This is a genomic window from Sodalis sp. C49, from assembly GCF_046352915.1.
Lineage (GTDB): Bacteria > Pseudomonadota > Gammaproteobacteria > Enterobacterales > Enterobacteriaceae > Acerihabitans.
In genome coordinates this window covers 4,127,580-4,151,884 of record NZ_CP163303.1, presented here as the reverse complement: position 1 = coordinate 4,151,884, position 24,305 = coordinate 4,127,580, and the positions used below count along the sequence as shown (strand labels likewise).

22 protein-coding genes are annotated in these 24,305 nt (G+C 61.3%); 8 read left to right on the top strand and 14 right to left on the bottom strand.

The features are described 5' to 3' along the window. Window positions 1-482: 482 nt before the first annotated feature. The 3 genes from envZ to greB form a co-directional block, all read right to left on the bottom strand. The gene (envZ, locus tag ABUK12_RS18585; RefSeq protein ID WP_410013226.1) at window positions 483-1,850 is read right to left on the bottom strand and encodes a two-component system sensor histidine kinase EnvZ; all 1,368 of its coding nucleotides are present in this window, start codon (window positions 1,848-1,850) and stop codon (window positions 483-485) included. Then, on the bottom strand, window positions 1,847-2,566 hold the full coding sequence (gene ompR, locus ABUK12_RS18580) for a two-component system response regulator OmpR (protein WP_003853014.1): 720 nt from the start codon (window positions 2,564-2,566) through the stop codon (window positions 1,847-1,849). Before ompR ends, envZ begins: the two co-directional genes overlap by 4 nt. A gap of 293 nt (window positions 2,567-2,859) precedes the next feature. Beyond that, on the bottom strand, window positions 2,860-3,345 hold the full coding sequence (gene greB, locus ABUK12_RS18575; RefSeq protein ID WP_410013225.1) for a transcription elongation factor GreB: 486 nt from the start codon (window positions 3,343-3,345) through the stop codon (window positions 2,860-2,862). A 237-nt stretch (window positions 3,346-3,582) separates the two neighbouring features. On the opposite strand from greB, the gene ABUK12_RS18570 reads away from it, so the two are divergent. The 6 genes from ABUK12_RS18570 to ABUK12_RS18545 all read left to right on the top strand — a co-directional run bounded on the left by ABUK12_RS18570 (window position 3,583) and on the right by ABUK12_RS18545 (window position 12,183). Next, a complete protein-coding gene (locus ABUK12_RS18570; RefSeq protein ID WP_410016709.1) occupies window positions 3,583-5,907 on the top strand; it encodes a Tex family protein in 2,325 nt (774 codons plus the stop codon). 398 nt (window positions 5,908-6,305) lie between these two features. Beyond that, window positions 6,306-6,530 (top strand): ferrous iron transporter A, encoded by a 225-nt coding sequence (gene feoA / locus ABUK12_RS18565; protein WP_410013224.1) that lies wholly within the window; start codon window positions 6,306-6,308, stop codon window positions 6,528-6,530. 84 nt (window positions 6,531-6,614) lie between these two features. Beyond that, the gene (feoB, locus tag ABUK12_RS18560; protein WP_410013223.1) at window positions 6,615-8,921 is read left to right on the top strand and encodes a Fe(2+) transporter permease subunit FeoB; all 2,307 of its coding nucleotides are present in this window, start codon (window positions 6,615-6,617) and stop codon (window positions 8,919-8,921) included. Between the two features lie 12 nt (window positions 8,922-8,933). Further along, the gene (locus ABUK12_RS18555) at window positions 8,934-9,182 is read left to right on the top strand and encodes a FeoC-like transcriptional regulator (RefSeq protein ID WP_410013222.1); all 249 of its coding nucleotides are present in this window, start codon (window positions 8,934-8,936) and stop codon (window positions 9,180-9,182) included. Window positions 9,183-9,465: 283 nt separating this feature from the next. Beyond that, window positions 9,466-11,151 (top strand): alpha-amylase family glycosyl hydrolase, encoded by a 1,686-nt coding sequence (locus tag ABUK12_RS18550; RefSeq protein ID WP_410016708.1) that lies wholly within the window; start codon window positions 9,466-9,468, stop codon window positions 11,149-11,151. A 66-nt stretch (window positions 11,152-11,217) separates the two neighbouring features. Then, window positions 11,218-12,183, top strand: coding sequence for a LysR family transcriptional regulator (locus ABUK12_RS18545; protein ID WP_410013221.1), 966 nt, complete (start codon window positions 11,218-11,220; stop codon window positions 12,181-12,183). On the opposite strand, the gene mdcH is transcribed toward ABUK12_RS18545, so the two are convergent. The 10 genes from mdcH to bioH all read right to left on the bottom strand — a co-directional run bounded on the left by mdcH (window position 12,149) and on the right by bioH (window position 20,717). Then, window positions 12,149-13,078: a malonate decarboxylase subunit epsilon gene (gene mdcH / locus ABUK12_RS18540; protein WP_410013220.1), complete on the bottom strand. Its 930-nt coding sequence runs from the start codon at window positions 13,076-13,078 to the stop codon at window positions 12,149-12,151. The genes ABUK12_RS18545 and mdcH overlap by 35 nt on opposite strands. 6 nt (window positions 13,079-13,084) lie before the next feature. Further along, the gene (locus ABUK12_RS18535; RefSeq protein ID WP_410013219.1) at window positions 13,085-13,726 is read right to left on the bottom strand and encodes a malonate decarboxylase holo-ACP synthase; all 642 of its coding nucleotides are present in this window, start codon (window positions 13,724-13,726) and stop codon (window positions 13,085-13,087) included. 17 nt (window positions 13,727-13,743) lie between these two features. Continuing rightward, window positions 13,744-14,703, bottom strand: coding sequence for an AEC family transporter (locus ABUK12_RS18530; protein ID WP_410013218.1), 960 nt, complete (start codon window positions 14,701-14,703; stop codon window positions 13,744-13,746). Between the two features lie 171 nt (window positions 14,704-14,874). Beyond that, window positions 14,875-15,681, bottom strand: coding sequence for a biotin-independent malonate decarboxylase subunit gamma (gene mdcE / locus ABUK12_RS18525; RefSeq protein ID WP_410013217.1), 807 nt, complete (start codon window positions 15,679-15,681; stop codon window positions 14,875-14,877). Beyond that, window positions 15,678-16,514: a biotin-independent malonate decarboxylase subunit beta gene (locus tag ABUK12_RS18520; protein ID WP_410013216.1), complete on the bottom strand. Its 837-nt coding sequence runs from the start codon at window positions 16,512-16,514 to the stop codon at window positions 15,678-15,680. Before ABUK12_RS18520 ends, mdcE begins: the two co-directional genes overlap by 4 nt. Further along, the gene (gene mdcC, locus ABUK12_RS18515; RefSeq protein ID WP_410013215.1) at window positions 16,507-16,806 is read right to left on the bottom strand and encodes a malonate decarboxylase acyl carrier protein; all 300 of its coding nucleotides are present in this window, start codon (window positions 16,804-16,806) and stop codon (window positions 16,507-16,509) included. The genes ABUK12_RS18520 and mdcC overlap by 8 nt, the downstream gene beginning before the upstream one ends. A 25-nt stretch (window positions 16,807-16,831) precedes the next feature. Then, window positions 16,832-17,683 carry a triphosphoribosyl-dephospho-CoA synthase gene (locus ABUK12_RS18510; protein WP_410013214.1) on the bottom strand — a complete coding sequence of 284 codons (852 nt, stop codon included), beginning with the start codon at window positions 17,681-17,683 and terminating at the stop codon, window positions 16,832-16,834. Continuing rightward, window positions 17,683-19,344: a malonate decarboxylase subunit alpha gene (mdcA, locus tag ABUK12_RS18505; RefSeq protein WP_410013213.1), complete on the bottom strand. Its 1,662-nt coding sequence runs from the start codon at window positions 19,342-19,344 to the stop codon at window positions 17,683-17,685. The genes ABUK12_RS18510 and mdcA overlap by 1 nt, the downstream gene beginning before the upstream one ends. Window positions 19,345-19,589: 245 nt before the next feature. Then, window positions 19,590-19,859: a DUF1471 domain-containing protein gene (locus tag ABUK12_RS18500; protein WP_410013212.1), complete on the bottom strand. Its 270-nt coding sequence runs from the start codon at window positions 19,857-19,859 to the stop codon at window positions 19,590-19,592. 69 nt (window positions 19,860-19,928) lie between these two features. Beyond that, window positions 19,929-20,717: a pimeloyl-ACP methyl ester esterase BioH gene (gene bioH, locus ABUK12_RS18495; RefSeq protein ID WP_410013211.1), complete on the bottom strand. Its 789-nt coding sequence runs from the start codon at window positions 20,715-20,717 to the stop codon at window positions 19,929-19,931. A 40-nt stretch (window positions 20,718-20,757) separates the two neighbouring features. Between bioH and gntX the strand changes: the two genes are divergently transcribed. After that, window positions 20,758-21,444, top strand: a complete 687-nt coding sequence (gntX, locus tag ABUK12_RS18490; protein ID WP_410013210.1) for a DNA utilization protein GntX — start codon at window positions 20,758-20,760, stop codon at window positions 21,442-21,444. Window positions 21,445-21,503: 59 nt separating this feature from the next. Next, window positions 21,504-22,079, top strand: coding sequence for a Fe-S biogenesis protein NfuA (gene nfuA / locus ABUK12_RS18485; protein ID WP_410013209.1), 576 nt, complete (start codon window positions 21,504-21,506; stop codon window positions 22,077-22,079). A gap of 121 nt (window positions 22,080-22,200) precedes the next feature. On the opposite strand, the gene malQ is transcribed toward nfuA, so the two are convergent. After that, a complete protein-coding gene (gene malQ, locus ABUK12_RS18480) occupies window positions 22,201-24,303 on the bottom strand; it encodes a 4-alpha-glucanotransferase (protein ID WP_410013208.1) in 2,103 nt (700 codons plus the stop codon). Window positions 24,304-24,305 lie beyond the last annotated feature (2 nt).

Here is a 24,305-nt window from a genome sequence, read left to right as displayed (position 1 = left end):
GCCAATGGGGTCGAAGCGGCCATGGTTTTCCTGGCCGCCAAAGCGCCCCATGGCATGCTAGGCCCGCCAACGCCGAACCTAAAGCAGACGTGTTCAAGGGAGAGCGTGCCAATGGGGTCGAAGCGGCCATGGTTTTCCTGGCCGCCAGAGCGCCCCATGGCATGCTAGGCCCGCCAACGCCGAACCTAAAGCAGACGTGTTCAAGGGAGAGCGTGCCAATGGGGTCGAAGCGGCCATGGTTTTCCTGGCCGCCAGAGCGCCCCATGGCATGCTAGGCCCGCCAACGCCGAACCTAAAGCAGACGTGTTCAAGGGAGAGCGTGCCGATGGGGTCGAAGCGGCCATGGTTTTCCTGGCCGCCAGAGCGCCCCATGGCGCGCTAAGCCCGCTGACACCGGGCTTAAATCCGGCGCTTGCCAGTCCACATCATGCCTCCGCGTAACGGAGGCTTTTTTTTGCCCCGCGGTCGTTGCCGCGGCGGGATTACGCCGTTTTCTTTACCGAGGTCACGACGGGAACGTCATGCGCATTCACAGGCAACGGCAGGTACGCGCGAATACGCAGGCCGCCGCGCTCGCTGCTGCCGATATCCAGCGTACCGTCGTGGGCGTCGACAATACGCTGCACAATAGCCAGCCCCAGCCCGGTGCCGCTGGTGCTGCGCGCGCTGTCCCCGCGCACGAAGGGCTGGAACAGATATTTCAGCTGCGAAGGTTCGATGCCCGGCCCATCGTCCTCCACCTCAAACCAAACCCGGTGCGCGTCCCGCCCGCTGTTCACGCGGATCCAGCCGTTACCGTAACGGGCTGCGTTAACCACCATATTCACCGCCGCCCGTTTAATCGACAGCGGATTCACGTTAACAATCAGCTCATCATCGAACAGCGCGGTTTCGATAATACGTTCATAACCGCTTTCAGCCGCCACCACTTCCGCCAGGATGCCGTTCAGATCCGCCATCTCGGTCTGCATCTCCTGCCCGGTACGCAGATAATCGATAAACTGCTCGATAATGGCGTTACATTCTTCAATATCCTTATTGATCGACTCGGCCAGATAACCATCCTCGGCATTCATCATCTCGGTGGCCAGGCGGATACGCGTCAACGGCGTGCGCAAATCGTGGCTGACGCCGGCCATCAGCAGGGTCCGATCGTCGGCCAGCATCTTGACGCCGGAGGTCATCTGGTTAAACGCCCGGGTGACCGAACGCACCTCCGAGGCGCCGTATTCCCGCAGCGGCGGCGGTATAATGCCTTTGCCCACCTGCAGCGCGGCGTGCTCCAGGTCCACCAGCGGACGGTTCTGCATCCGGATAAACAACCAGGCGCCGCCTATTGCCAGCAGCATAATGGCCAGGGTATAGCGGAATAAAGGCGAAAAATCGCCCTGATGGATTTCTGTTAACGGAATGCGCACCCAGATATCCGGCGACAGCCAGGTCTTCAGCCAGACCACCGGCGAATTCTTGGTGACCTCCACCCGCACATCGGTGGGGCCGCCGAGCTGCTGCGCCATCTGCTGGCTGAGGAACTCATAATGCTGCGCCCACCGCAGCCCGCTGTCCTCGGCCGCTGCATTGGTATAAAGGGAAATGCCCAACTCCCGGTAAATCTCGCGCCGGAACGCCGGCGGGACTTCAAGCAGCGTACCGTCCTCAAGCTGCAGACGGTCGGTCATCAGCATGCGCACTTCGTACGCCAGCACTTTATTGAACTGCTGCAGGCTGGGTAATATCGCGAAATTCAGTACCACAAGATAGGTCGTCACCAGGCTGACGAACAGCAGGGTAACGATTAACAACAGACTCCGTGCAAAAGAACTGCGCGGAGAGAAGCGCCATCGCCTCATGCTTTACTGCCGTCCGGCACGAATACGTATCCCAAACCCCAAACGGTCTGGATATAGCGCGGGTGGGCGGGGTCTTCCTCGACCATACGGCGCAGGCGGGAAATCTGCACGTCTATGGAGCGCTCCATGGCGCTGTACTCCCGGCCACGGGCCAGGTTCATCAGCTTATCGCGCGATAACGGCTCGCGGGGATGGCTTACCAGCGCCTTAAGTACCGCGAATTCGCCGCTGGTCAACGGCATGGGCTCATCCTCGCGGAACATCTCGCGGGTGCCGAGATTCAGCTTGAATTTACCGAAGGCGATAATCGCCTCTTCCTGCGAAGGCGCGCCCGGCAGCTCATTGGCCTGGCGCCTGAGCACCGCGCGGATGCGCGCCAGTAGCTCGCGGGGATTAAAGGGCTTGGGAATATAGTCGTCAGCGCCGATTTCCAGACCGACGATCCGATCCACCTCTTCGCCTTTGGCCGTGACCATAATGATCGGCATCGGATTGCTCTGGCTGCGCAGCCGGCGGCAAATGGACAGGCCATCCTCGCCCGGCAGCATCAGGTCCAGCACCATCAGATGGAAGGACTCGCGCGTCAGCAGGCGATCCATCTGCTCGGCATTGGCGACGCTGCGCACCTGGAATCCCTGTTCGGTTAAATAACGCTCCAGCAGGGCCCTTAAACGCATATCATCGTCCACGACCAGAATCTTGTAATTCTCTTGCATTGTTCTCTCTCCCAAAGGCGATACGCCCGTAAGCGTATTGTTCAGAAACCTGTAAGGCACTGACAGCGGTTTCAGGTGTATATTCTAAGCAAAATTGTTACAAAGCATATGGAAATACGTAGTTATCCACATATTCGGCAAAAAAACGCGCTTTATGACGATCATCGCCGGTCTTTACCGGTATTTATCCACAAATGCCGGCATGACGATAATTAAACCGACCGGGTAGGATGATTGTTCACTTTACCCCTGGCAAAGTAAACCTTAGCGGCCTTATATTTCGCATATTTCATTTATTCTCCCAACGGTTCCTGATAAGAAATTTTATTCACATACCAGGTTTTTAAACCGGTGGGCGTGGCGACCACCGCTTCATCGTCCACCGCTTTTTTGATTAAAGCCCGCGCCATGGGGGAATCAATGGAAATATAAGATTTGTGCTTGAAGATTTCATCCGGCCCGGCAATGCGGAAGCGGAGCCGCTCACCCTGATCATTTTCCACCTCCACCCAGGCGCCGAAAAATACCCGGCCTTCCTGCTGCGGCGAATAATCCACGACCCGCGCTTCTTTTAGTACCCGGCGCAAATAGCGCACCCGGCGATCGATTTCACGCAGGATCTTTTTGTTGTAATGATAATCGGCGTTTTCGCTGCGATCGCCAAGACTGGCGGCCCAGGACACCTTTTCGGTAATTTCGGGACGATAGTGCTTCCAGAGGTGATCTAACTCTTCCTGGAGTTCCCGATAGCCCTGACGGGTAATTAGATTGGTTTTCATCGTGACCGTTTAGCAAATGTGAGAAGCCGTACCCGGGAAATATACCATAGACCGCCGCCTCGCGACGCTGCGCCGGCGCCCATCCCCGCGCCCCGGCCGCGGCTTCTTGAACAATCGCGCAATTTTCGCCGCTTACCGCGCCCGCATCCATCAGATGACTGGCATTTTGGCGGCGCAATACGTATAACTGTCCACTGCATAAGTAACCCATAACGTGATGACGAACAAAACAGAATGATGAATGATCCTTTGAATCGCCTCATTGCCGCCGAGCTGAAGGCCCGCCCGGAGCAGGTCGACGCCGCTATCCGCCTGCTGGACGAAGGCAATACCGTGCCTTTTATCTCGCGCTATCGTAAAGAGGTCACCGGCGGCCTGGACGATACCCAGTTGCGCCAGCTGGAAACCCGCCTTGGTTACCTGCGCGAGCTTGAGGAACGGCGCCAGACAATTCTGAAAGCCATAGACGATCAGGGCAAGCTGACCGAACAGCTGGCGACGGCTATCAACGGCACGCTGAGCAAAACCGAACTCGAGGATCTCTACCTGCCCTACAAGCTCAAACGCCGCACGCGCGGGCAAATCGCCCTTGAGGCCGGCCTCGAACCCCTGGCCGAGACCCTATGGCGGGATGCCAGCCGGCAGCCGGAAGACGTGGCCGCGGCGTATGTCGACGCCGAAAAAGGCGTGGCCGATGTCAAGGCGGCGCTGGACGGCGCGCGTTATATCCTGATGGAGCGTTTTGCCGAAGACGCGGCGCTGCTGGCGAAAATCCGCCATTACCTATGGAAAAACGCCCATCTCGTGGCCAGCGTGATTGCCGGCAAAGAAGAGGAAGGCGCCAAGTTCCGCGATTATTTTGCCCATCACGAGCCGCTGGCGCAGGTGCCCTCCCACCGTGCCCTGGCTATGTTCCGCGGCCGTAACGAGGGTATTTTGCAACTTTCGCTGAATGCCGATCCGCATTCGGACGAGCCGCCGCGTGAAAGCCACTGCGAGCAGATGATTATCGATCACTTGCAGGTGCGCCTCAATCAGGCCCCGGGCGACGCCTGGCGCCGGGCGGTGATTAACTGGACCTGGCGCATCAAGATCCTGCTGCACCTGGAAACCGAACTGATGGGCAGCATCCGCGAAAAAGCCGAAGAAGAGGCCATCCAGGTCTTTGCCCGCAATATGCACGACCTGATGATGGCCGCGCCGGCGGGCCTGCGTCCGACCATGGGACTGGATCCGGGGCTGCGCACCGGCGTCAAGGTGGCGGTGGTGGACGCCACCGGCAAGCTGGTGGCCACCGATACCATCTATCCTCATACCGGCCAGACGGCAAAAGCCGTGGCGGCGGTGGCGGCCCTGTGCCTGAAGCATCAGGTGGAACTGGTGGCCATCGGCAACGGCACCGCGTCCCGGGAAACCGAACGCTTTTTCGCCCTGGTCAAGGAACAGTTCCCCAAGGTCACCGCGCAGAAGGTGATTGTCAGCGAGGCCGGGGCATCGGTCTATTCCGCCTCGGAGCTGGCGGCGCTGGAATTCCCCGACCTGGACGTCTCGCTGCGCGGCGCGGTGTCCATCGCCCGCCGGTTGCAGGATCCGCTGGCGGAACTGGTCAAGATCGACCCGAAATCCATCGGCGTCGGCCAGTATCAGCATGACGTCAGCCAAAGCCTGCTGGCGAAAAAGCTCGATACGGTGGTGGAGGACTGCGTGAACGCCGTCGGCGTGGATCTGAATACCGCCTCGGTGCCGCTGTTGACCCGGGTGGCGGGACTGACGCGCATGATGGCGCAGAATATCGTGAACTGGCGCGATGAAAACGGCCGTTTCCGCGATCGCAGCCAGTTGCTGAAAGTGGGCCGGCTCGGGCCGAAAGCCTTTGAACAATGCGCCGGGTTCCTGCGCATCAACCATGGCGACAATCCGCTGGACGCCTCCACCGTGCATCCGGAAAGCTATCCGGTGGTAGAGCGCATCCTCAAGGCCACCGAGCTTACCCTTGACAAGCTGCTGGGCAACGCGGGCGCGCTGCGCGGCATCGACCCGGTTCGCTTTACCGATGAGCGCGTCGGCCTGCCCACGGTGACCGATATTATCCGGGAACTGGAAAAACCGGGACGCGATCCGCGGCCGGAATTCAAGACCGCTACGTTCGCCGAGGGTGTGGAAACCCTGCAGGATTTAACCCTGGGCATGATACTGGAAGGCACCGTCACCAATGTCACCAACTTCGGCGCGTTCGTGGATATCGGCGTGCATCAGGACGGGTTGGTGCATATCTCCTCCCTGTCGGCGAGCTTTGTCGAGGACCCGCATAAAGTGGTCAAGGCCGGGGATATCGTCAAGGTGAAAGTGATGGACGTGGATTTGCCGCGCAAGCGTATCGCCCTGACCATGCGCCTGGACGAGCAGCCCGGCGAAACCTCAAGCCGTCGCGACGGCGGCGGCGATAAACGGCGCGACGCGCCTGCGCGTCCGGCGGCCAAACCCCGCCCCGGCAGCCCGTCCGCCGCCGGCAACAGCGTGCTAGGCGATGCACTGGCGGCCGCGCTCGGCAAAAAACGCTGAGGTCATCACTCTCCCCGCGGTGCCGGCGCGCGAGTCAATGCCGGCGCTGATTACCGGCGTGCGGCGCAAAACATCGCGCCGCTATTAATGAAGCTCCGGTTTAACATTCTTATTTCATCACATCAACATTCATAACGTTAATCCCGCTTAAAATAACGTGACCGCCAAAAAAACACTCAACAAATATATTATATTAATAATGCATTAATATTATTTTGAAATAATAATTATTATTTCAATTAATGTATTCCTGCCTGCGCGAATCTATTTACGAATAAGTTTCATTTGCCAATGCGAGCCATTGATGTTAAAACAGGGACATAAAATCAAAAAAAGCGTTTTTTATTGGGCGCAGGCTTTATTCAAAGAGCAGTACGTGAATTGTTTAAGAAGGTTATATGCAGCTGTTACCCCACCACCATTATGAAATTATCGGCTATGCCGCAGAGATAAGCCCGGCATACCGGCAAAAGCTATTGTCGCTGGGCATGCTGCCCGGCGCCTCTTTCCAGGTCATCCGCGTGGCGCCGCTGGGCGATCCGATCCAGATAGAGACACGCCGGATGCAGCTGGCGGTGCGCAGGAAGGATCTCTCCCAGCTGAAACTGGCCGTCCAGGCCTGACCCGGCCAGCCGTCCCCTGCTCCTGACGCCGAACGCGGTTCGCCCGATATAGGGATCATTTCTGTTTATGGATATTTACAGGCTATGAAAAAGCTCAGCATTGGTTTAATCGGTAATCCGAACGCCGGCAAAACCACGTTATTTAATCAATTAACCGGCGCGCACCAGCGGGTCGGCAATTGGGCCGGCGTCACGGTTGAACGTAAAGAGGGCTTTTTTGTCAGCGCTGGCCATCAGGTGGCGGTAATTGATTTACCGGGCACTTATTCATTAACCACCCTGTCGCCGCAATCCTCGCTTGACGAGCAAATAGCCTGTCGTTTTATATTCAGCGGGGAAGCCGACGTGCTGGTGAATGTGGTCGACGCCTCCAATCTTGAGCGCAACCTGTACCTGACCCTGCAGATCCTCGAGCTGGGCATTCCTTGCATCCTGGCGTTGAACATGCTGGATATCGCCGAAAATCAGCGGGTGGTCATTGATATCCCCATGCTGTCACGGCGGCTCGGTTGCCCGGTGGTGCCGCTGGTCTCCACCCGCGCCAGGGGCATCGGCGCGTTAAAACAGGCGATAACCCTGGGAGCGCGGCCGAGGGAACCGTTCCAGGCGCCCTATCCGGCGGATATCCTGCGGGCGGTGCGGCATTTACTGCCCATGCTGCCGGCCGAACTGCCCAGGGTCCAGCGCCGCTGGCTGGCGCTGCAACTGCTGGAGGGGGATGTTTACGCCCGCGCCCGCTTCAGCGCCGCGGCCGGTCAGCTAGACCGGATGACGGCCACCCTGGCGGACGATCCGTCGCTGCTGATCGCCGATGCCCGTTATCGCGGCATCGCCGCGATCTGCACGGCGGCCAGCAACGGCCATCTGACGGCGGCAAACGCCATGACCGCCAGGCTTGACGCCGTGGTGCTTAACCGCTGGCTCGGGGTGCCCATCTTCTTTTTTGTCATGTACCTGATGTTCCTGCTGGCCATCAATGTCGGCGGCGCGCTGCAGCCGCTGTTTGACATCGGATCCGCCGCCCTGTTTGTCGACGGCGCCCAATGGCTCGGGCATACGCTGGCGTTTCCGCGCTGGCTGACGGTGTTCCTGGCCCAGGGCGTTGGCGGCGGCATTAATACGGTGCTGCCGCTGATTCCGCAAATCGGCATGATGTATCTGTTTCTCTCTTTCCTCGAGGATTCCGGCTACATGGCGCGCGCGGCGTTTGTCATGGACCGGATGATGCAAGCGCTCGGGCTGCCGGGCAAATCCTTCGTGCCGCTGATTGTCGGCTTCGGCTGCAACGTCCCCGCGGTGATGGGGGCGCGCACGCTGGATGCACACCGCGAACGCCTGATGACCATCATGATGGCGCCCTTTATGTCCTGCGGTGCCCGGCTGGCGATTTTCGCGGTGTTTGCCGCGGCGTTTTTCGGCCAGGAGGGGGCGACGGTGGTCTTTTCGCTCTATCTGCTCGGCATTGTCGTCGCGGTGCTGACCGGACTGATGCTCAAGCACACCATCATGCGTGGCGAGGCCATGCCGTTTATCATGGAGCTGCCGGTGTACCACGTGCCGCATCTCAAAAGCCTGCTGTTGCAAACCTGGCAAAAGCTCCAGGGATTTGTACTGCGCGCGGGCAAAGTGATTATCGTCGCCAGTATGTTTATCGGCGCGCTCAACAGTTTTTCGCTGCGCGGCGCGGCGGTGGATGATATTAACGACTCGGCGCTGGCGTCGGTCAGCAAAGTGCTGACGCCGCTGCTGGCGCCGATGGGCGTTCACGCGGATAACTGGCAGGCGACGGTGGGCCTGGTGACCGGCGCCATGGCCAAGGAAGTGGTGGTCGGCACGTTGAATACCCTATACACCGCCGAACATATCGCCGCCTCGCCCTTCGACCCTCAGCGTTTTGATCTGGCGGCGGAATTGACCGGTGCGCTGGCCGAAACGTGGCGCAACCTGAAAGACACCTTCAGCCTCAGCGTGCTGGCCAATCCGATCGAGGCCAGCAAAGGCGACGGCGAGATGAACGGGCGCTCCATGGGCGTGATGGCCGGAAAATTCGGCAACGCCGTTGCCGCCTACAGTTACCTGATTTTTGTGCTGCTGTATGTTCCCTGCGTGTCGGTGATGGGCGCCATCGCCCGTGAAAGCAGCCGGGGCTGGATGACGCTGTCCATCGTCTGGGGCGTTAACGTCGCTTATTCCCTGGCCACCCTGTTTTACCAGGCGGCGACATTCACCGCGCACCCGGCCTATAGCGCCCTTTGTATTGGCGTGGTCCTGCTGTTCAACATGGTGTTTATCGCAACGCTTTACCTGATGCGCCGCCGATTTGACGTTTCCCTGCCGCCGGACGGAGGATGCGCGCGCTGCGCCACGCCAACCGGCGGCGGTTGTCATTAAGGCGCGCCGCCGATGGCCGATCTGTTGCGATTACGCGATGCCCTGGCGCTCCGGGGCCAGGCCGACGCTCGCCAGTTAAGCGCGCAGCTCAATCTGTCCGCCGCCATGACGCAGGCCATGCTTGAACAACTGGTGATGATGGGCAAGGCTGAACGCCTGCGCGTCGCGGCGGGAGCCGACCTGCCTGCCGGGTGCCGGCACTGTCCCCAGGGCGGCGGTTGCCGAACGCCGGTTTACCGGCTGACGCCACGGCGGGATTAACCTTCCCGGCGCCGCCCCTCCCCCCCCCCGCTCCGCGCCGCAGCGTATCGGACTGCTCCGCAAATGTGTTTCCCCCTCTCCGGCGGCGCACGGACCGCCAAGACCCTAACCCGCTGTTAATCGGGTTATTTATCGACCCGTCGCGGCCAATATCGCCGGCGGGGGCGTCATAAGAAGAAATAACAGGGTTTGCGCTTTTCTTGCGAATGGCTACATTGACAACATGGCGTCAACGCCACGGTCATGCTGTTTCAGGACGTCGTCACTTTTACAAGGTGCCATGATGGAAGCCATTACCCATTTACTTGAAGAGATTTACGCCTCATCCCTGACCCAGGCGCAGCTGGACACCATCAAGAGTAAAATCAGCTTTGCCAAATCGACGCAACAGCAGCCACGCAAATTACACTGGGATGAGCAGGACGTCGTGCTGATTACCTATGCCGATCAGTTTATGGAAGCGGAACAACCCACCCTGGCGACCCTGACCACCTTTTTTGAACAGCGGCTCCAGGACACGTTTAACCTGGTGCACCTGTTGCCGTTTTATCCCTATTCGTCGGACGACGGTTTTTCGGTCATCGACTACCATCAGGTCAATCCCATCGTCGGCAGTTGGCAGCATATCAGCCGGCTGAATCAATCCACCCGGCTGATGTTCGATTTCGTCTGCAATCATATTTCCGCGCACAGCAAATGGCTGGCGGGCTACCGGGAACAGCAAACGGGGTTTGAAAACTTTTTTATCAACGTGCCGCCCGCCACTGATTTAAGCACCGTGACCCGCCCGCGCACCTCGCCGCTGTTGACGCCCTTTACCATGAAGGAGGGGGAAACCCGCTATCTGTGGACCACCTTCAGCGCCGATCAGGTTGATCTTAACTTTGCCGATCCCCACGTGCTGATAAGCATTATCGGGGTCTTGCTGCATTACCTGACGCAGGGGGCGGATTACATCCGCCTCGACGCGGTGGGCTATCTGTGGAAGGAAATCGGCACGCGCTGCATCCACCTGCCCAAGACCCATCTGCTGGTCAAGCTGATGCGCGCCATCGTTGACGAAGTGGCGCCCGGCACGGTGATCATTACCGAAACCAACGTGCCGCATAAAGATAACATCAGCTATTTCGGCAATGGGCGGGACGAGGCGCAAATGGTCTATCAGTTCCCGCTGCCGCCCCTGGTGCTGCACGCCATCCATAACGGCAGCAGCCGCGCCCTGCGCCAGTGGGCGGCAACCCTTGACACCAGCAATCCCCACATCACCTTTTTCAATTTCCTCGCCTCCCACGACGGCATCGGCATGAACCCGCTGCGCGGCATCCTGCCTGAAGTGGAAATCAACAGCCTGGTGCGCGATCTGGAATCCGAGGGGGCGCTGGTGTCCTATAAACAAAATACCGACGGCACCACCAGTCCTTATGAAATCAACGTCACCTTTCTTGATGCCCTTAACCGGCGCCAGGACACCGACGATACGCGCCTGGCGCGTTTTTTGCTGGCGCACGCCATTCTGCTGGCGTTTCCCGGCGTACCGGCGGTGTATATCCAAAGCATCCTCGGCTCGCGCAATGATTACGAGGGGGTAAAGGCCGCCGGCTACAACCGCGCGGTGAACCGGGAAAAATATCCGCTGAAGGCTATCGAAGCGGCGCTCGCGGACGAAACCTCGCTGCGCTCGCGGGTATTTCATCATCTCAGCGATGTGATCCAACGGCGCCGCGGACAGCCGGCCTTTCATCCGGATGCCGCCATGGAGGTGCTGGAATGGGATAACGCGCTGTTTGCTTTTTACCGCCGCGCCGCCCGGCAGGCCATTTTGTGCGTTTTTAACCTCAGCGCCAAAACCATGACCTGCACTTTACCGCCGGGACGCTACCGGGACGTGGTAAATTATCGGTTATTGACGGGCGATACCCCGCTGAGCCTGGCGCCGTATCAATTCTTCTGGCTGGAAACCCTCGCCTGACTCCACGCGACCGGTTTCGGGGCCGCCCGTGCCGAACACTTTTCCCGTCGGGATGGGACCCCTGTTATGATCGATAACGATATCACTTTCCGTAAGCTTGAGATTTTCCTGGCATTTATGGATAAGCGCAACATCAGCCGCACCGCCGATCTGCTGGGGCTCAGCACCGTCAGCGTCCATCGCGCCCTGCATACCCTGGAAGAAGGCGTACGCTGCCCGCTGTTTATCCACCAGGGACGTAATCTTTCACCGCTGCCGGCCGCCGAGACCCTGGCCGAGTATGCCCGCGAGGTCTCGGACCTGATGCGCAAGGGCATTGAGGAAACCCGCAAATGCGGCGGTATCGGCCAGGGCCGGCTGAAACTGGGCACCATGTACTCCCTGACCCTCGATACCATCCCGCGGCTGATTATGGGCTTAAAACTGCGGCGCCCGGAGCTGGAGCTGGAACTGCTGATGGGATCCAATCAGGATCTGCTGGTGAAGCTTGAGGATCAGCAGCTGGACGCTATCCTGATTTCCATCAGCGATACGCAGATCGACCCCGCCCGCTTCGAGACCCTGCCGCTGTTTATTGATGACATTTACCTCGCCGCGCCGGCCTCGTCCCGGCTGTATGCCACGGGACCGGCGGATCTGCGCGATTTCAAACACGAAAAATTTGTTTCGCTCACCGAAGGATTCGCCACGTATCATGGTTTCCAGGAAGCGTTCCATATCGCCGGATTCGAGCCGCAGATCGTTACCCGGGTCAATGATATTTTCTCGATGATCAACCTGGTGCAGGCGGGAGTGGGTTATACCCTGCTGCCGGGCCGCATGAAGCGTATTTATGAACATTCGGTGCGCCTGATGACGCTGTCCGCCCCGTATCAAATGCGCCAGACCATCGCCCTGGTATTTGCCCGCAGCCGCGAGCATGACCCCGATATGCTGGCGTTGGTGGCGGAAGGCCGCATGTACGCGCGCGATCACGGCGACATCGGCGGCGGGCCGCTTAACGCCGCGTCAACCGCCCGGCCAGCGCCGTAATCAGCGACAGCGGATTCTGGCTGAAGGCAATGGCCTCGCCCTGCGCCATCACGCGCTTGGTCAGGCCGGTGAGTACCGCGCCCGGCGGCATTTCCACCGCCAGGCGCACGTCGCGCTCATAGGCGCTGATCATGGCGTCGCGCCAGTGCACCGGCCGCGCCATATTCAGCGCCAGATCCTCGGCGATGCGGTCCGGCTGCCATAAAACGCGGCCGGTGCTGCCGCTCAGGTACCCGATGTCCGGACGCCTGAGCGCGACCCCGGCCATGGCGGCGGCCAGTCGACGCGCCGGTTCGCTGAGTAATTCGCAGTGCGACGGCACGCTGACCGCCAGGCGCTGGGTGCGCCCCGCGCCCTGTTCACGGCACAGCGCGCAGGTTTGCGCCATCGCCGCCTCGCTGCCCGCGATGACAAACTGATCCTCGGCGTTAAGATTGGCCAGGTATACCGGATTATCCGGCCGATGCACCCGGGCGATAATACGCTCAAGCTGCGGCTGGAGCAGGCCGCTGATGGCCGACAGGCCGTAGCCGTCAGGATAGGCCTGCTCCATCAGCTCGCCGCGCAGGGCCACCAGCCGCAGCCCCGCCTCGAACTCCAGCGCCCCGGCGATGACCGCCGCCGGAAAGGCGCCGATGGATAATCCGCTGGTATAATCCACCTGTACGCCGGCGCGCAGGATTTGCCGGGCATAGACCACCCCCGCGATAAACAGGCATATCTGCACGGCGCGCGTGGCGCGCAGCGCGTCGCCGCTATCGAGATCAAGCACCGGCTCGCCCAGGATGGCCGACGCGCGGTCCAGCAGGCGGCGGGTGTCGCCATCGTCGGGTAGCTGGTGCAACATGCCGGGGACCTGCGGCCCCTGGCCGGGAAAGGTCAGTAACATTTTCATAGGGCATTATGTTCCAGTAGGGTGCGCATGGCCGCTATCCCAGGGATTGTCCGTCAGGATGGGACCGCGCGCGGTCTTGACCATCACCCTGCCGCCGCGCAACCATTCCGTCAGCGCGCAGCCGCCCTGCGGCGTCTCCAGCTGAATATCGGTCCGGCAGGGCAACGACGGCAACAGGTTCAGCAATGGGGTAAAGTCCCCGTGCGCCGCCGGATGTGGGCAACGAATCAGCAAATCCAGATCGCTATCCGGCCGGCTGACCGGTAAACCGGTGGCCAGCATATAACCGCAGCTGCCGGTGACGCCCCACGGCCACGGCCAGTGCTTCGCCGCCAGCAGGCGCAGCGCGCGCATTACCGGCAAGGCCTGGGCATCGGGGGTGGCGGCGGATAATAACCGCTCGATCAGCATCTCGGGGGTAACGACACGGGTAACGGCGTCCGCCGGCACCCAGGCCGCGGCGCGCTGCGAGCGCAACGCCCCGCGCAGGCCGACCGGCACCCGATCCCCGCTGGGATCGCTGTCGCGCCGCACGACCAGCGGCAGCGCCGCCAGCCCCGCCGCCGCCCAGGCGGGCACGGCCTGGCGCCAGATAAGCCGCTGCGGATTATCAATCCATAACAGATCGTGCGGCCGGGGCATTGGCATGGTCTTGCTCCTGCCGGCTACAGGCCGGCGGTCAATGAGATAAACAGCGGCAGGGTCAGGATACAGAGTACGGAGCTTATCAATAACGTCGCCTCGGCATCCGGCGACTGCACGCCGAAACGGTTGCCGAACACGATGCCAAAAAAGCCCGCCGACAGCGCCACCATCAGCACCGCGGTAATCGCCACCGTGCCGGTGATGCCGAACAGGTACAGCAGTCCCCAGGTAATAAACGGCTGCACCAGGTTTTTCGTTACGCACGAGAGCAGCACCGGCGCGTTAATCTTCAACTGGCGCGCGGAGAGGATCACCCCGGTCAAAAACAGCGCCGAAGCGGTGGCGGCCAGGCCCAGGGGCTTGATCGACGCCAGCACGATATCCGGCATTTTGATCCCAATGGCCGAGAGCAACACCCCCAGCAGCGGTCCCCAGACGATGGGTTTGGTCACCGAGCGCCACATCAGCACCGGCAGCAGCATCAGCGTGGATTTTTGGTTTTCACCGCCGGCGCGCGCCTTTTCACGTTCCAGGATCAGCAGGCAGAACGGCGTCATCAGTACCGAACCGCAGGCGATGGAGACCGCCACCGATAAAGAGGTTCCCGGGGTTTCACCCAGCACGCTACCTAAAATCGGCAGGCCCAGGGCGGCATAGTTCGGCAAGGCCACCGTCAGGGTTAACACCGCGGCGTCCTGGGGGGATTTCTTAAAGCCCAGGGTGCAGATAAAATACAGCGCGGCATACGCAATCCACATGGACAGCACCAGCAGCAGGATCAACGGCGACTGCGAGATAATGCCGTGCCAGGACGTTTGCACCGTGGCGCTGAACAGGGCCGCGGGCAGCGCGAAGTCCATAACAAAAACGTTAAGCAATGAAACGTTGGAGTTCACCACCATTTTCGCCTTGCCGGCATAATAGCCCAGCAGCATAATCACAAAGATTGGCGCCAGGGCATGAATAATAATATAGGTCATATAACCGCCTGAAATTAAGAAATAAATTAAATGGCCAGCACCGGCGCGATGTGTTTTTTATGATACGTTCCCCGCCGGCGGCGCGCGGCGGACCAGGATAGCGCTAACGCTATCCCCGCTTACGCCGGCCGCCGGGGGGACGGCAGATGTGTTACCGGTGCTGGTTCGTGGCTACCATTCCTGGCGCATGCGTTCCCTGACAAGCACAGAGCTGCGCCGGTTTTCCGCGCCCAGCCGGTTGGCCAGGCCGGTGCCCTGCTTCAGCGCCTGGTCAATGGCCTGTGAGAGCGCGGCGCGCACCCGGGCCAGATCGTCATCGCCGGCCCGATCGGGATCGCGGATATCCATCAGCTGCGCCAGCAGGCCGAGCGTGGCGTAATTGTTGATGTCGTAGGCCATCGGCGGGATGGTCTTGGCCAGTTTTTCCAGCGCGTCCACCGAGCGCAGGGTAATGCGCGCGGCGGATTCTTTGCCCATGGCATGGACCATCACCGCCGGATCGTTAAAGGCGATCAGCGCATTGGCCTGATACCCGTGGGCCAGGAACGCGCCGGACATGGCTTTACCGACAATCAGCGCAATCACCGGGTGACCGGCCAGACGCGCCTGGGCATAAGCCGCGGCGGCCCCCGCCAGCGCCTGGTGGATGCCAAAGGCTTCCTCGCGGCGGCCGTAGGCCTGGCTCGGCACATCCACCACCGCCACGATGGCGCGTTTAACCGCGTTATCCCGATCCTGTGCTATGGCCTCCGCCACCACTTCCCCCAGCGTCCAGCCCTCCAGTAGACCCACTTCGCCGCGCGCCGCGCGCGGATAATGATTGCCGGCATCCGGCACCACGGCGACGTAGCGCACCGGCCGATCGTTAAGGGTGCCGTCGGCGACTTTTACCGAGGCGCATTGGCCCTGGCGTTGGCGCGCGCCGTCGGTCAGCAGGGAGAACCAATAATCTCCCCGGCTCAGATAGGTGCTGTTCATAGGCGATCCTCCCGGGTAAACAGCGCCAGTACCTGCTGCTTATCCACTTGTTTACGGGTATCGAATTGATTGAGGCGATCCAGGTAGGCGCGGTAGTCGTCGGTACGCAGCCGGGCGGGCACGCCCTGGCGCAGGAAGGCCAGCGCGGCCTGCTTCACGTCCGCCACGGAATCCGCCACCAGCGCGTCGACAAACCCGGACTGGTAACGCGTTTCGCCGCCGGTGAGGCTCCAGATAAACGGCCGATCGCGGGAATCGTATTCCTCGATGCCCGCCTCCTGCTCAATCACCTGCGGGCCGTTCAGCCCCAGGCGCGCTTCGCGGGTGACGATCAGCCGGCTGCACAGCGCGGCGGCAATGGACATGCCGCCGAAGCAGCCCACGGTGCCCGCCACGATACCGATAACCGGCGTATAGCGCCGCAAATCGACAATCGCGGCATGGATATCGGCGATGGCGGCCAGGCCCAGGTTGGCCTCCTGCAGGCGCACCCCGCCGGTTTCCAGCATCAGCACCGCCTGGGTGGGAATGCCGTTGCGGTTGTCTTCCGCCGCCAGCTCCAGGGCCGCGGCCATTTTAGCGCCGGACACCTCGCCCATGCTGCCGCCCTGGAAAGCGCCCTCAATGGCGACCGCCACGGCGGGCTTGCCCTCGATGGTTCCACGGGCCACCACCATGCCATCGTCCGCCTGCGGGACAATGCCCTGCGGTTCAAGCCACGGCGAGGTGATGTGCTCATAAGGGCCCAGCAGTTCGCGGAAACTGCCTTCGTCAAGCATGGCGCGGGCGCGCTGCCGGGCGCCCAATTCAATAAAACTGGTGCGTTCAGACATGGCTGGCCTCCTCGAAAACCTGTTCGATCCTAAGACGGGCCACGCCCGGCGTGGCGCCAAAATCATTGATATCCAGGCGTCCGCCCGGCAAGGCGCGCGCGTTGCCGACCCGTTCGAACAGATGTTGCCAGCGCTGTCCGCCGCCCTCCACCGACGAGGTAATAATCACGCGCAGCGACCGGCCCGGGGCCGGTTGGTATATCGCCTCCAGATCGCCGGAGCCCACCACGCCGGCCAAGGCCTTGGCGGGCAAGGCGTCGCCGGCAGGAAAATGCAGTTCGATTCGTTCCATAACATCCTCTTGATGATGTAGATGATCAGGCGCTAACCCAATCGAGGAAAAACGTGGCCGCCAGCAGGTCGGCCGCGCCGCCCGGCGAGGCGTTATCCGCCAGCATGCGCCGCTCGAGCGCGGCCAGCGCCGCGCGTCCGGCCGGACTGCCGGTGCCGCCCGCCGCCAATACCGCCGCCGCGCCCCGGTGCATGGCGGCAAGCGCCGCCATGCCGCCCCGGCTCAGCACGCAGGTATCGGTCAGGGTGGTCATAATGGCCATTAACGCGTCCAGCCGGGCCTGCGGCTCACCGGCGCCCGCCAGCCGGCTGCGCCGCAGCTGCGGCAACGCCCGGTCGGTGATATGGGGAAATCCGCCGATGGCCTCTTCGCGCGCGCCGGGAACCTGATAGCGCTGCGTGGCCCGCTGCCCCTTGCTGAAGCTTTTCGGCTGCGCGGCGTCGGGCAGTACGGCCAGCCGCGCCGCGTGGGCGGCGATGTCCGCCGCCGTCCCCCGGCCCCCCAGCATGGCGCTGGCGCTGACCAGTAATCCCAACGCCCAGATCGCGCCGCGATGGGTATTGACGCCGCCGGTGGCGCTCATCATATGCCGCTCGCCCATCCGCCCCAGCCGGCCGATTTCCTGGCGCAGCGCCATATCGGGCGGGCGTTGCCAGCTGTGCAGCGCCAGGCGGTAAAATGTCGGCCGCAGGCTATGCGCCGAGCGCTCCATCAGCGCCAGGCTCAAATCCTGATGCGCCCCGGGACCGCGGCTGTCCACCAGGCCCGGTTTCGGGCTAAGTCGCGCTTCCTCGATCAACGCCGTTACGGCAAGCGCCGCGAGGGCGGCGGCCCGCGCCTCGGCATCGTACGGCTGGCCTAAGGGCAAGGCGTTCATTACCAGCTCCGGAATTTAGCCGGGGGTTGATATAAGCCGCCGGACCACTCGACCAGGTCGGCAATGCTGCCGGCGGCCAATAAGGAACGGCTGGCGTCGGAACGACGGATGCCCATATCTTCCGGATAAACCACCAGCTCGCGGCGGCGCAGATCGTCCACCCGTTTGGCGTCGACGCCCAGGCCGATATCGGTGATGCCGGCCACCGCCGCCACCATGGCCCGACGCTCCTCCATCGAGCGCGCGCGGTAGAGATAGGCGATGCCTTCCTCGGTCAGCACATGGGTGACGTCCTGGCCGTAAATCATTACCGGCGCCAGCGGCATGCCGGCGCCTTTGCCGACCTCCACCGCCTCGAGTTTTTCCACAAAGGACGGTTTAGCGCCGGCCTGATAGGTTTCCACCATTTGCACCACCAGCTTGCGGCCGGGCAGCATCGGGTCCGGCTCTTCGATCATATCCAGCCAGGCCGGGGTGGCGTGGCGCCGGCCGTGAGGATCATGGCCCATATTCGGCGCGCCGCCGAAACCGGACAGCCGACCGCGGGTGACGGTGGAAGAATTGGCAAGTCCGTCGATCTGCAGGGTGGAGCCGATAAACATATCCACGGCATATTGACCGGCCAACTGGCAGAAGGCGCGGTTGGAGCGCATCGAACCGTCGGCGCCGGTAAAAAAGACGTCCGGACGGGCGCGGATATATTCTTCCATGCCTAATTCGCCGCCAAAACAGTGCACCGTTTCCACCCAGCCGCTTTCAATGGCCGGGATCAGCGTCGGATGGGGATTCAGGGTCCAGTGCCGGCAGATTTTGCCTTTCAGGCCCAACTGCTCGCCGTAAGTCGGCAGCAATAGCTCAATGGCTGCGGTATTAAACCCGATGCCGTGGTTAAGGGACTGCACCTGGTGTTTGGCGTAGATGCCTTTGATCGCCATCATCGCCATCAGCACATGTACCGGCTTGATTAAACGCGGATCGCGGGTAAACAACGGTTCGATAAAGAACGGCCGGTCCGCCACCACCACAAAATCAACCCAGGAGCCGGGAATATCGACGCGCGGCAAATCATTTTCGTCATCCACCAGTTCATTCACCTGGGCGATAACGATGCCGTCCTTAAACGCCGTCGCTTCCACCAGCGCCGGGGTATCCTCGGTGCTGGCGCCGGTATAAAGGTTGCCTTTGCGGTCGGCCTTGAAACCGGCAATCAGCGCGACATTAGGCACTAAATCGACAAACAGGCGGGCATAAAGCTCGATATAGGTGTGAATAGCGCCGATTTCCAACTGCCCGTCTTCCAGCAATTGAGAAATGCGCAGGCTTTGCGAGCCGGAAAAGGCAAAATCCAATTTGCGGGCAATGCCCTGCTCAAACAGATCCAAATGCTCCGGCAGGCTGACGCTGGGCATGATCATATGCAAATCGTGGATTTTTTGCGGGCTGACTTTCGCCAGCATGCGCGATAAAAAATCAGCCTGCTTCTGGTTATTGCCTTCCAGCACCACCCGATCGCCGGGCAGGATCAGCGCTTCGAGCACGGCGGTAATGGCGTCGGTGGGCAACACCTTGCCGTCGGCTATAGCGCGAACCTGCTCCAGCCGGCGTTTCTTTTCAGTGCGGCGGGTATCCCAGACTCTGGGGGACGCTTGATGAAGCGGCATTATTGACCTCCTCGGTTCATAAACTGTCGCAACATGGGACAGTGGTCATAAACGGTAGAGGGAGTGTAAGGCGGTCAAGATGGGCTCATCAATTAACCCCGGCGGTCAATCGTTAGCGTAAGGGTAACGAATGCGTTGTGCCGCCCCGCGGCGGAAAAAGACAAAAAAAAACCGGTATCAGCGTGAAGACCGCTACCGGATCAGGATGGAATTTATTGGCCGCGCCCGGCCCGGGGCGTCAGTCTTTATTTATAGACATCGGCGGTAGCGCTGAACCTGCCATGCTGGCGGCCGGCGATAATGACATAATATTTACCGCCTTTTTCATCCGCCCGTTTGGAGAGTATGGCCTTGGCATCCATCGGCGAGGTCGTCTTGGCGGTGGTATGCACGGTGGCAATTTTCTCGTAGCCTTTTTCCTTGGCCTCCTGTGGGGTAATTTCTTCCGCCGCCAGGGCGCTTAGGGTAAATAGCGTGCCGGCCAGTGTCATTGCCATAAAGGTTATCGTCTTCATCGGTATTCCTTCATCTCTTTTACGGTGGAACGTGCCACTAACTATAGAAGAGTTTTTGTTTAATCCTTTTCACCTGGCGTCAGGAAGTGTTTTCCCGCCGGCAAAGTCGATAATGTATTGGCAAAACAAATCGGGATGGGAAATAAAGGGCGCGTGGGCGGCTTTGGGGATCACCACGCCGCGGCTATGAGGCCAGCGCGCGTCCAGCAGCGCGGCCACCTTGCGCGGCACCAGTCCGTCCAGATAACCGTACAGACGCAGCAGCGGCAGATCGAGCGCGTCAAGCTGTGCGCGCAAATCCGCGGTGCGCAGGATCTCCAGCCCGCCGGTTAATACCGCCACCGGCGGCAGCGGGTGCTCAAGCACCACCTGCTTTAACCGGCGGGCATCCTGGCGGGCGGTGTCGGTGCCGAGGGTTTGCAGGGCCAGGAAACGCTCCACCGTGCGGTGAAAATCCTGGCTCAGCTGCTGCGCAAAACCCGCCAGCACCTCGGGTTTGATGCCCGGCCATTGGTCGCCGGCGCTGAACCTGGGCGATGAGGCGACGGTAATCAGGCCGGCGACCCGATCCGGGCGCGCCAGCGCCGCCTGCGCCGCCACCAGGCCGCCCAGCGACCAGCCCAGCCACCACGCACCCTCCGGCGCTCCGGCGGCCACTTCCTGCGCCATCTGCCGCAAGGACAACGGCCCATAACCCTGGCTGCGGCCGTAGCCCGGCAGATCCACCAGATGCAGGCGAAAATGCGGCGACAGCCGCGCTTCGATGCAAGACCAGACGCCGGCGTTCAGGCCCCAGCCATGCAGCAGCACAAGATCAACGGAACCGCTGCCGAGGGTATGCCAATAGAGAGATGTCATCAGTTATAGTTCCCGGTACCCAGGTTATGGAGGACCTCCCATGCTAACAATCAACGCCCTTTGTTGGCTATGCCAACAGCCATTATGGTTTAGCCACCAGGGAATTTGCCGGTGCTGCGCCGGCCACCTGCTTAACCGGCGCGAGACCTGCTGCCCGCGCTGCGGGCTGCCGGCCGGAAGCCGCAGGCTTTGCTGCGGACGCTGTCTGCTGAAATCGCCGCCGTGGCAATCATTGCTGTACGTTACTGATTACCGGCCGCCGCTGAGCCGGCTGGTAAAAAAACTCAAATACCAGGGCGGCACCGGGCTTGCGCGCGTGCTCGCCCGCCTGCTGGTGTTGCGCTGGCAGGAAGAACGCCATTTGTACGGGCGCGATAAGCCGGATCTTGTACTAAACGTGCCTTTGCATACTTACCGCCACTGGCGCAGGGGCTATAATCAAACAGATCTTCTCGCCCGGCCGCTGGCGCGCTGGCTGGGCGTGGAATACCTCAGCCAGGGACTGGAGCGCACCCGCGCCGTGGCGCCGCAGCAAACGCTGCATGCCGGCGCCCGCAGGCGCAACCTGCGCGGCGCCTTTGCCTGCCATGCCGATGTGGCCGGCAAGACCGTGGCGCTGGTGGATGACGTGGTCACCACCGGCAGCACCATGGACGAAATTACCCATCTCCTGCTGGCCCGACAGGCCAGGGCGGTGCAGGTCTGGTCAGTTTGCCGGACCTTGTAGTGCTCAGGTTAATGGGAGTATTATAACCGACTAGATTAGTCAACTATTGAGTGAATGATATGATCCGGATTACCGATGCTGCCCAGGAACATTTTGCTAAATTACTGGCCAATCAGGAAGCTGGCACCCAGATTCGTGTATTTGTCATTAATCCAGGCACGCCGAATGCGGAATGCGGCGTGTCATATTGTCCTCCCGACGCGGTTGAAGCCACCGATACCGAGCTGAAGTTCGAGAAAATCAATGCGTATGTCGATGAGCTCAGCGCGCCTTATCTTGTGGATGCGGAAATCGATTTTGTTACCGACAAGCTCGGTTCGCAGCTCACCCTGAAAGCGCCAAACGCCAAGATGCGTAAAGTCTCCGACGACGCGCCGCTGATTGAACGGGTGGAATATGTGTTGCAATCGCAAATCAACCCGCAGCTGGCAGGCCACGGCGGCCAGGTTTCGCTGATGGAAATCACCGACGATAACCTGGCTATCCTGCAGTTCGGCGGCGGCTGCAACGGCTGTTCCATGGTCGATTACACCCTGAAGGAAGGCATTGAAAAAGAGCTGCTGGAAAAATTCCCCGAGCTAAAAGGCGTGCGCGATCTGACCGAGCACCAGCGCGGCGAGCACTCGTTCTATTAACGGCGGCGCGGCCGTCGGCCTTACCGTGAATTACCGGTCCGCTGCGACGGGCCGGCTCATCCCTGCCCAAGCCCCTTTTTACCCGCCGCACGGCGCCTGAGCGCCACTGTATTACCTGCGTTTACCGCTCACCCGTCGGCGTATTGCCTATCGCTGCCTTGCGCAGGCGATCTACTTCCCTGAGCAGGCGCATCAAGGTGGGGTCGTCAAACATTTCGTCCACCTCCCGCGTCAGCTTACGCCGCCAGTTCGGATATTGATCGGTGGTGCCCGGCACATTGACCGGCAGCGCCATATCCAGCCAATCCTCGGGTTGTAGCCCCAACAGCGCCGAATTGCTGCGCGCCACGTAGCGGTGCAGCCCGCGGTTCAGCAACGGCGACATCATCACCCGGTCCGCATTGGCGCTCATCTTTGCCGGTACGCATTTCCAGGCGTGCAGGGCCGCCAGCAGCGCCTGACGCGCTTTCTGCCTATCGTCCAGCAAGAGCTGATACACCTCCTGCGAGGGGTAGATTTTCAGTTCCCGTCCCAGCCGCAGATCCTCCTGCTGCCAAAAGCCGCGCAGGGTGGCGAGATCGTGTGTGGTCAGGGTGGCCATGGCCTGCGCCATATATTCATCGGGCGGGCGGAAATGGGTGGCGTCGGTACGCTCGAACAGCAATACCTTGTAGGAGTACACGCCGGCGGCCTGCAGTTTACCGGTGATTTCGCGCGGCACGGTACCCAGGTCCTCGCCGATAACCATGCACTGCTGCCGGTGGCTTTCCAGCGCCAGCACCGCCAGCAAATCATCCACCGGATATTGCACGTAAGCGCCGTGCTGCGCCGTCTGCCCGCGCGGTATCCACCACAGCCGCAGGAGCGACATGACATGATCGATACGCAACGCGCCGCAGTGGCGCATATTGGCACGCAGCATCGCGATAAACGGCTCATAGGCCCGGGCGATGAGCACGTTCGGGTCCTGCGGTGGCAGGCACCAGTTCTGGCCCTGCGGTCCCAGCTTGTCCGGCGGTGCGCCGACCGAGGCCGCCAGGCAATACAACGTGCGATCGCTCCAGGTCTCCATGCCCCCTTCACTCACGCCGACCGCCAGATCGCGATACAGGCCGATGGGCATTTCCAGACGCCGGCTCAGGCGAAAGCAGGCGTCGAACTGGCGCGCGGCCTGCCATTGCAGCCAGCTGAAAAACAGGATTTCGTTTTCGTGCCGTTGACAGAATTCCCGCACCGCGGCGCCGTCAGCCTGCTGATACTCCGGCGGCCACTGCTGCCAGCCCGCCGAGGGATGGCCCTCGCGGGTCAGGTAACGGTGGAGCGCATCGAAGGTGGCCTGCTGGCGCAGGCTGTCGCCGCCGTCGTGGATAAACCCGCTAAATGCCCGCCGCTCGGGGTCATCGGGCGCGCGGGTGTTGAACTGCGCATAAGCGTGGGTCAGCGCCGCCAGCTTGCATTCCGTCACCTGCGGATAATCCACCAGCTCATCGGCGCGCAGGGCGGCAAGGCGCTGCTGGGTCCGCGGCGATGCCAGCCACTCTTGCGCCGCCGGGCTTTGCTGGAAGTCCTCCAGCGCGCCGACATCGATATACAGGATATTGAGCCAGCGCCGGGAGGACGGACTATAGGGGCTGGCCCAGCCGGGCGCGGCGGGATACAGCGCATGGATAGGATTCAGGCCGACAAAGGCGCCGCCGTGGCGCGCGGTGCCCTCGATCATCAAGGCCAAATCGCCGAAATCGCCGATGCCCCAGTTATGGCGCGAACGCAGGGTATACAGCTGCACGCAGGCGCCCCAGAGCTTATGCCCCGCCAGCAGCGCCGGCGGTTCATAACAGCGCGGCGGCGCCACGATAATCTGGCAGGACCATTGGCTGTCGCCGGCGCGCAGGGTGAGCCGGTGATAGCCGGGCGGCAGCGCGGCAGGCAACGCCACGTGGCCATCCACCGTCCCGCCCTGATGGCGGCGGCCCGATTCCTCGATAAGCTCCCAGCCGGCCGGCTGCGCAAGCGTCACCGGCAGCGGTCGTTCTTGGCCGGTCCTGACCACCCACACCGGCGGCAGCGCCGCCGTTCGATCGGCATCGTCGCTTAACCCCGCCATGGCGGCCAGCAGCTGCCGCTTGGTCTCCTCGCTGATGATTTTGCGCTGTCCCCAGGCATCCACATATTCCGGAATAATTCCCGCCCGTCCGGCGGACCGCTCCAATACCTTGGGATCCATCA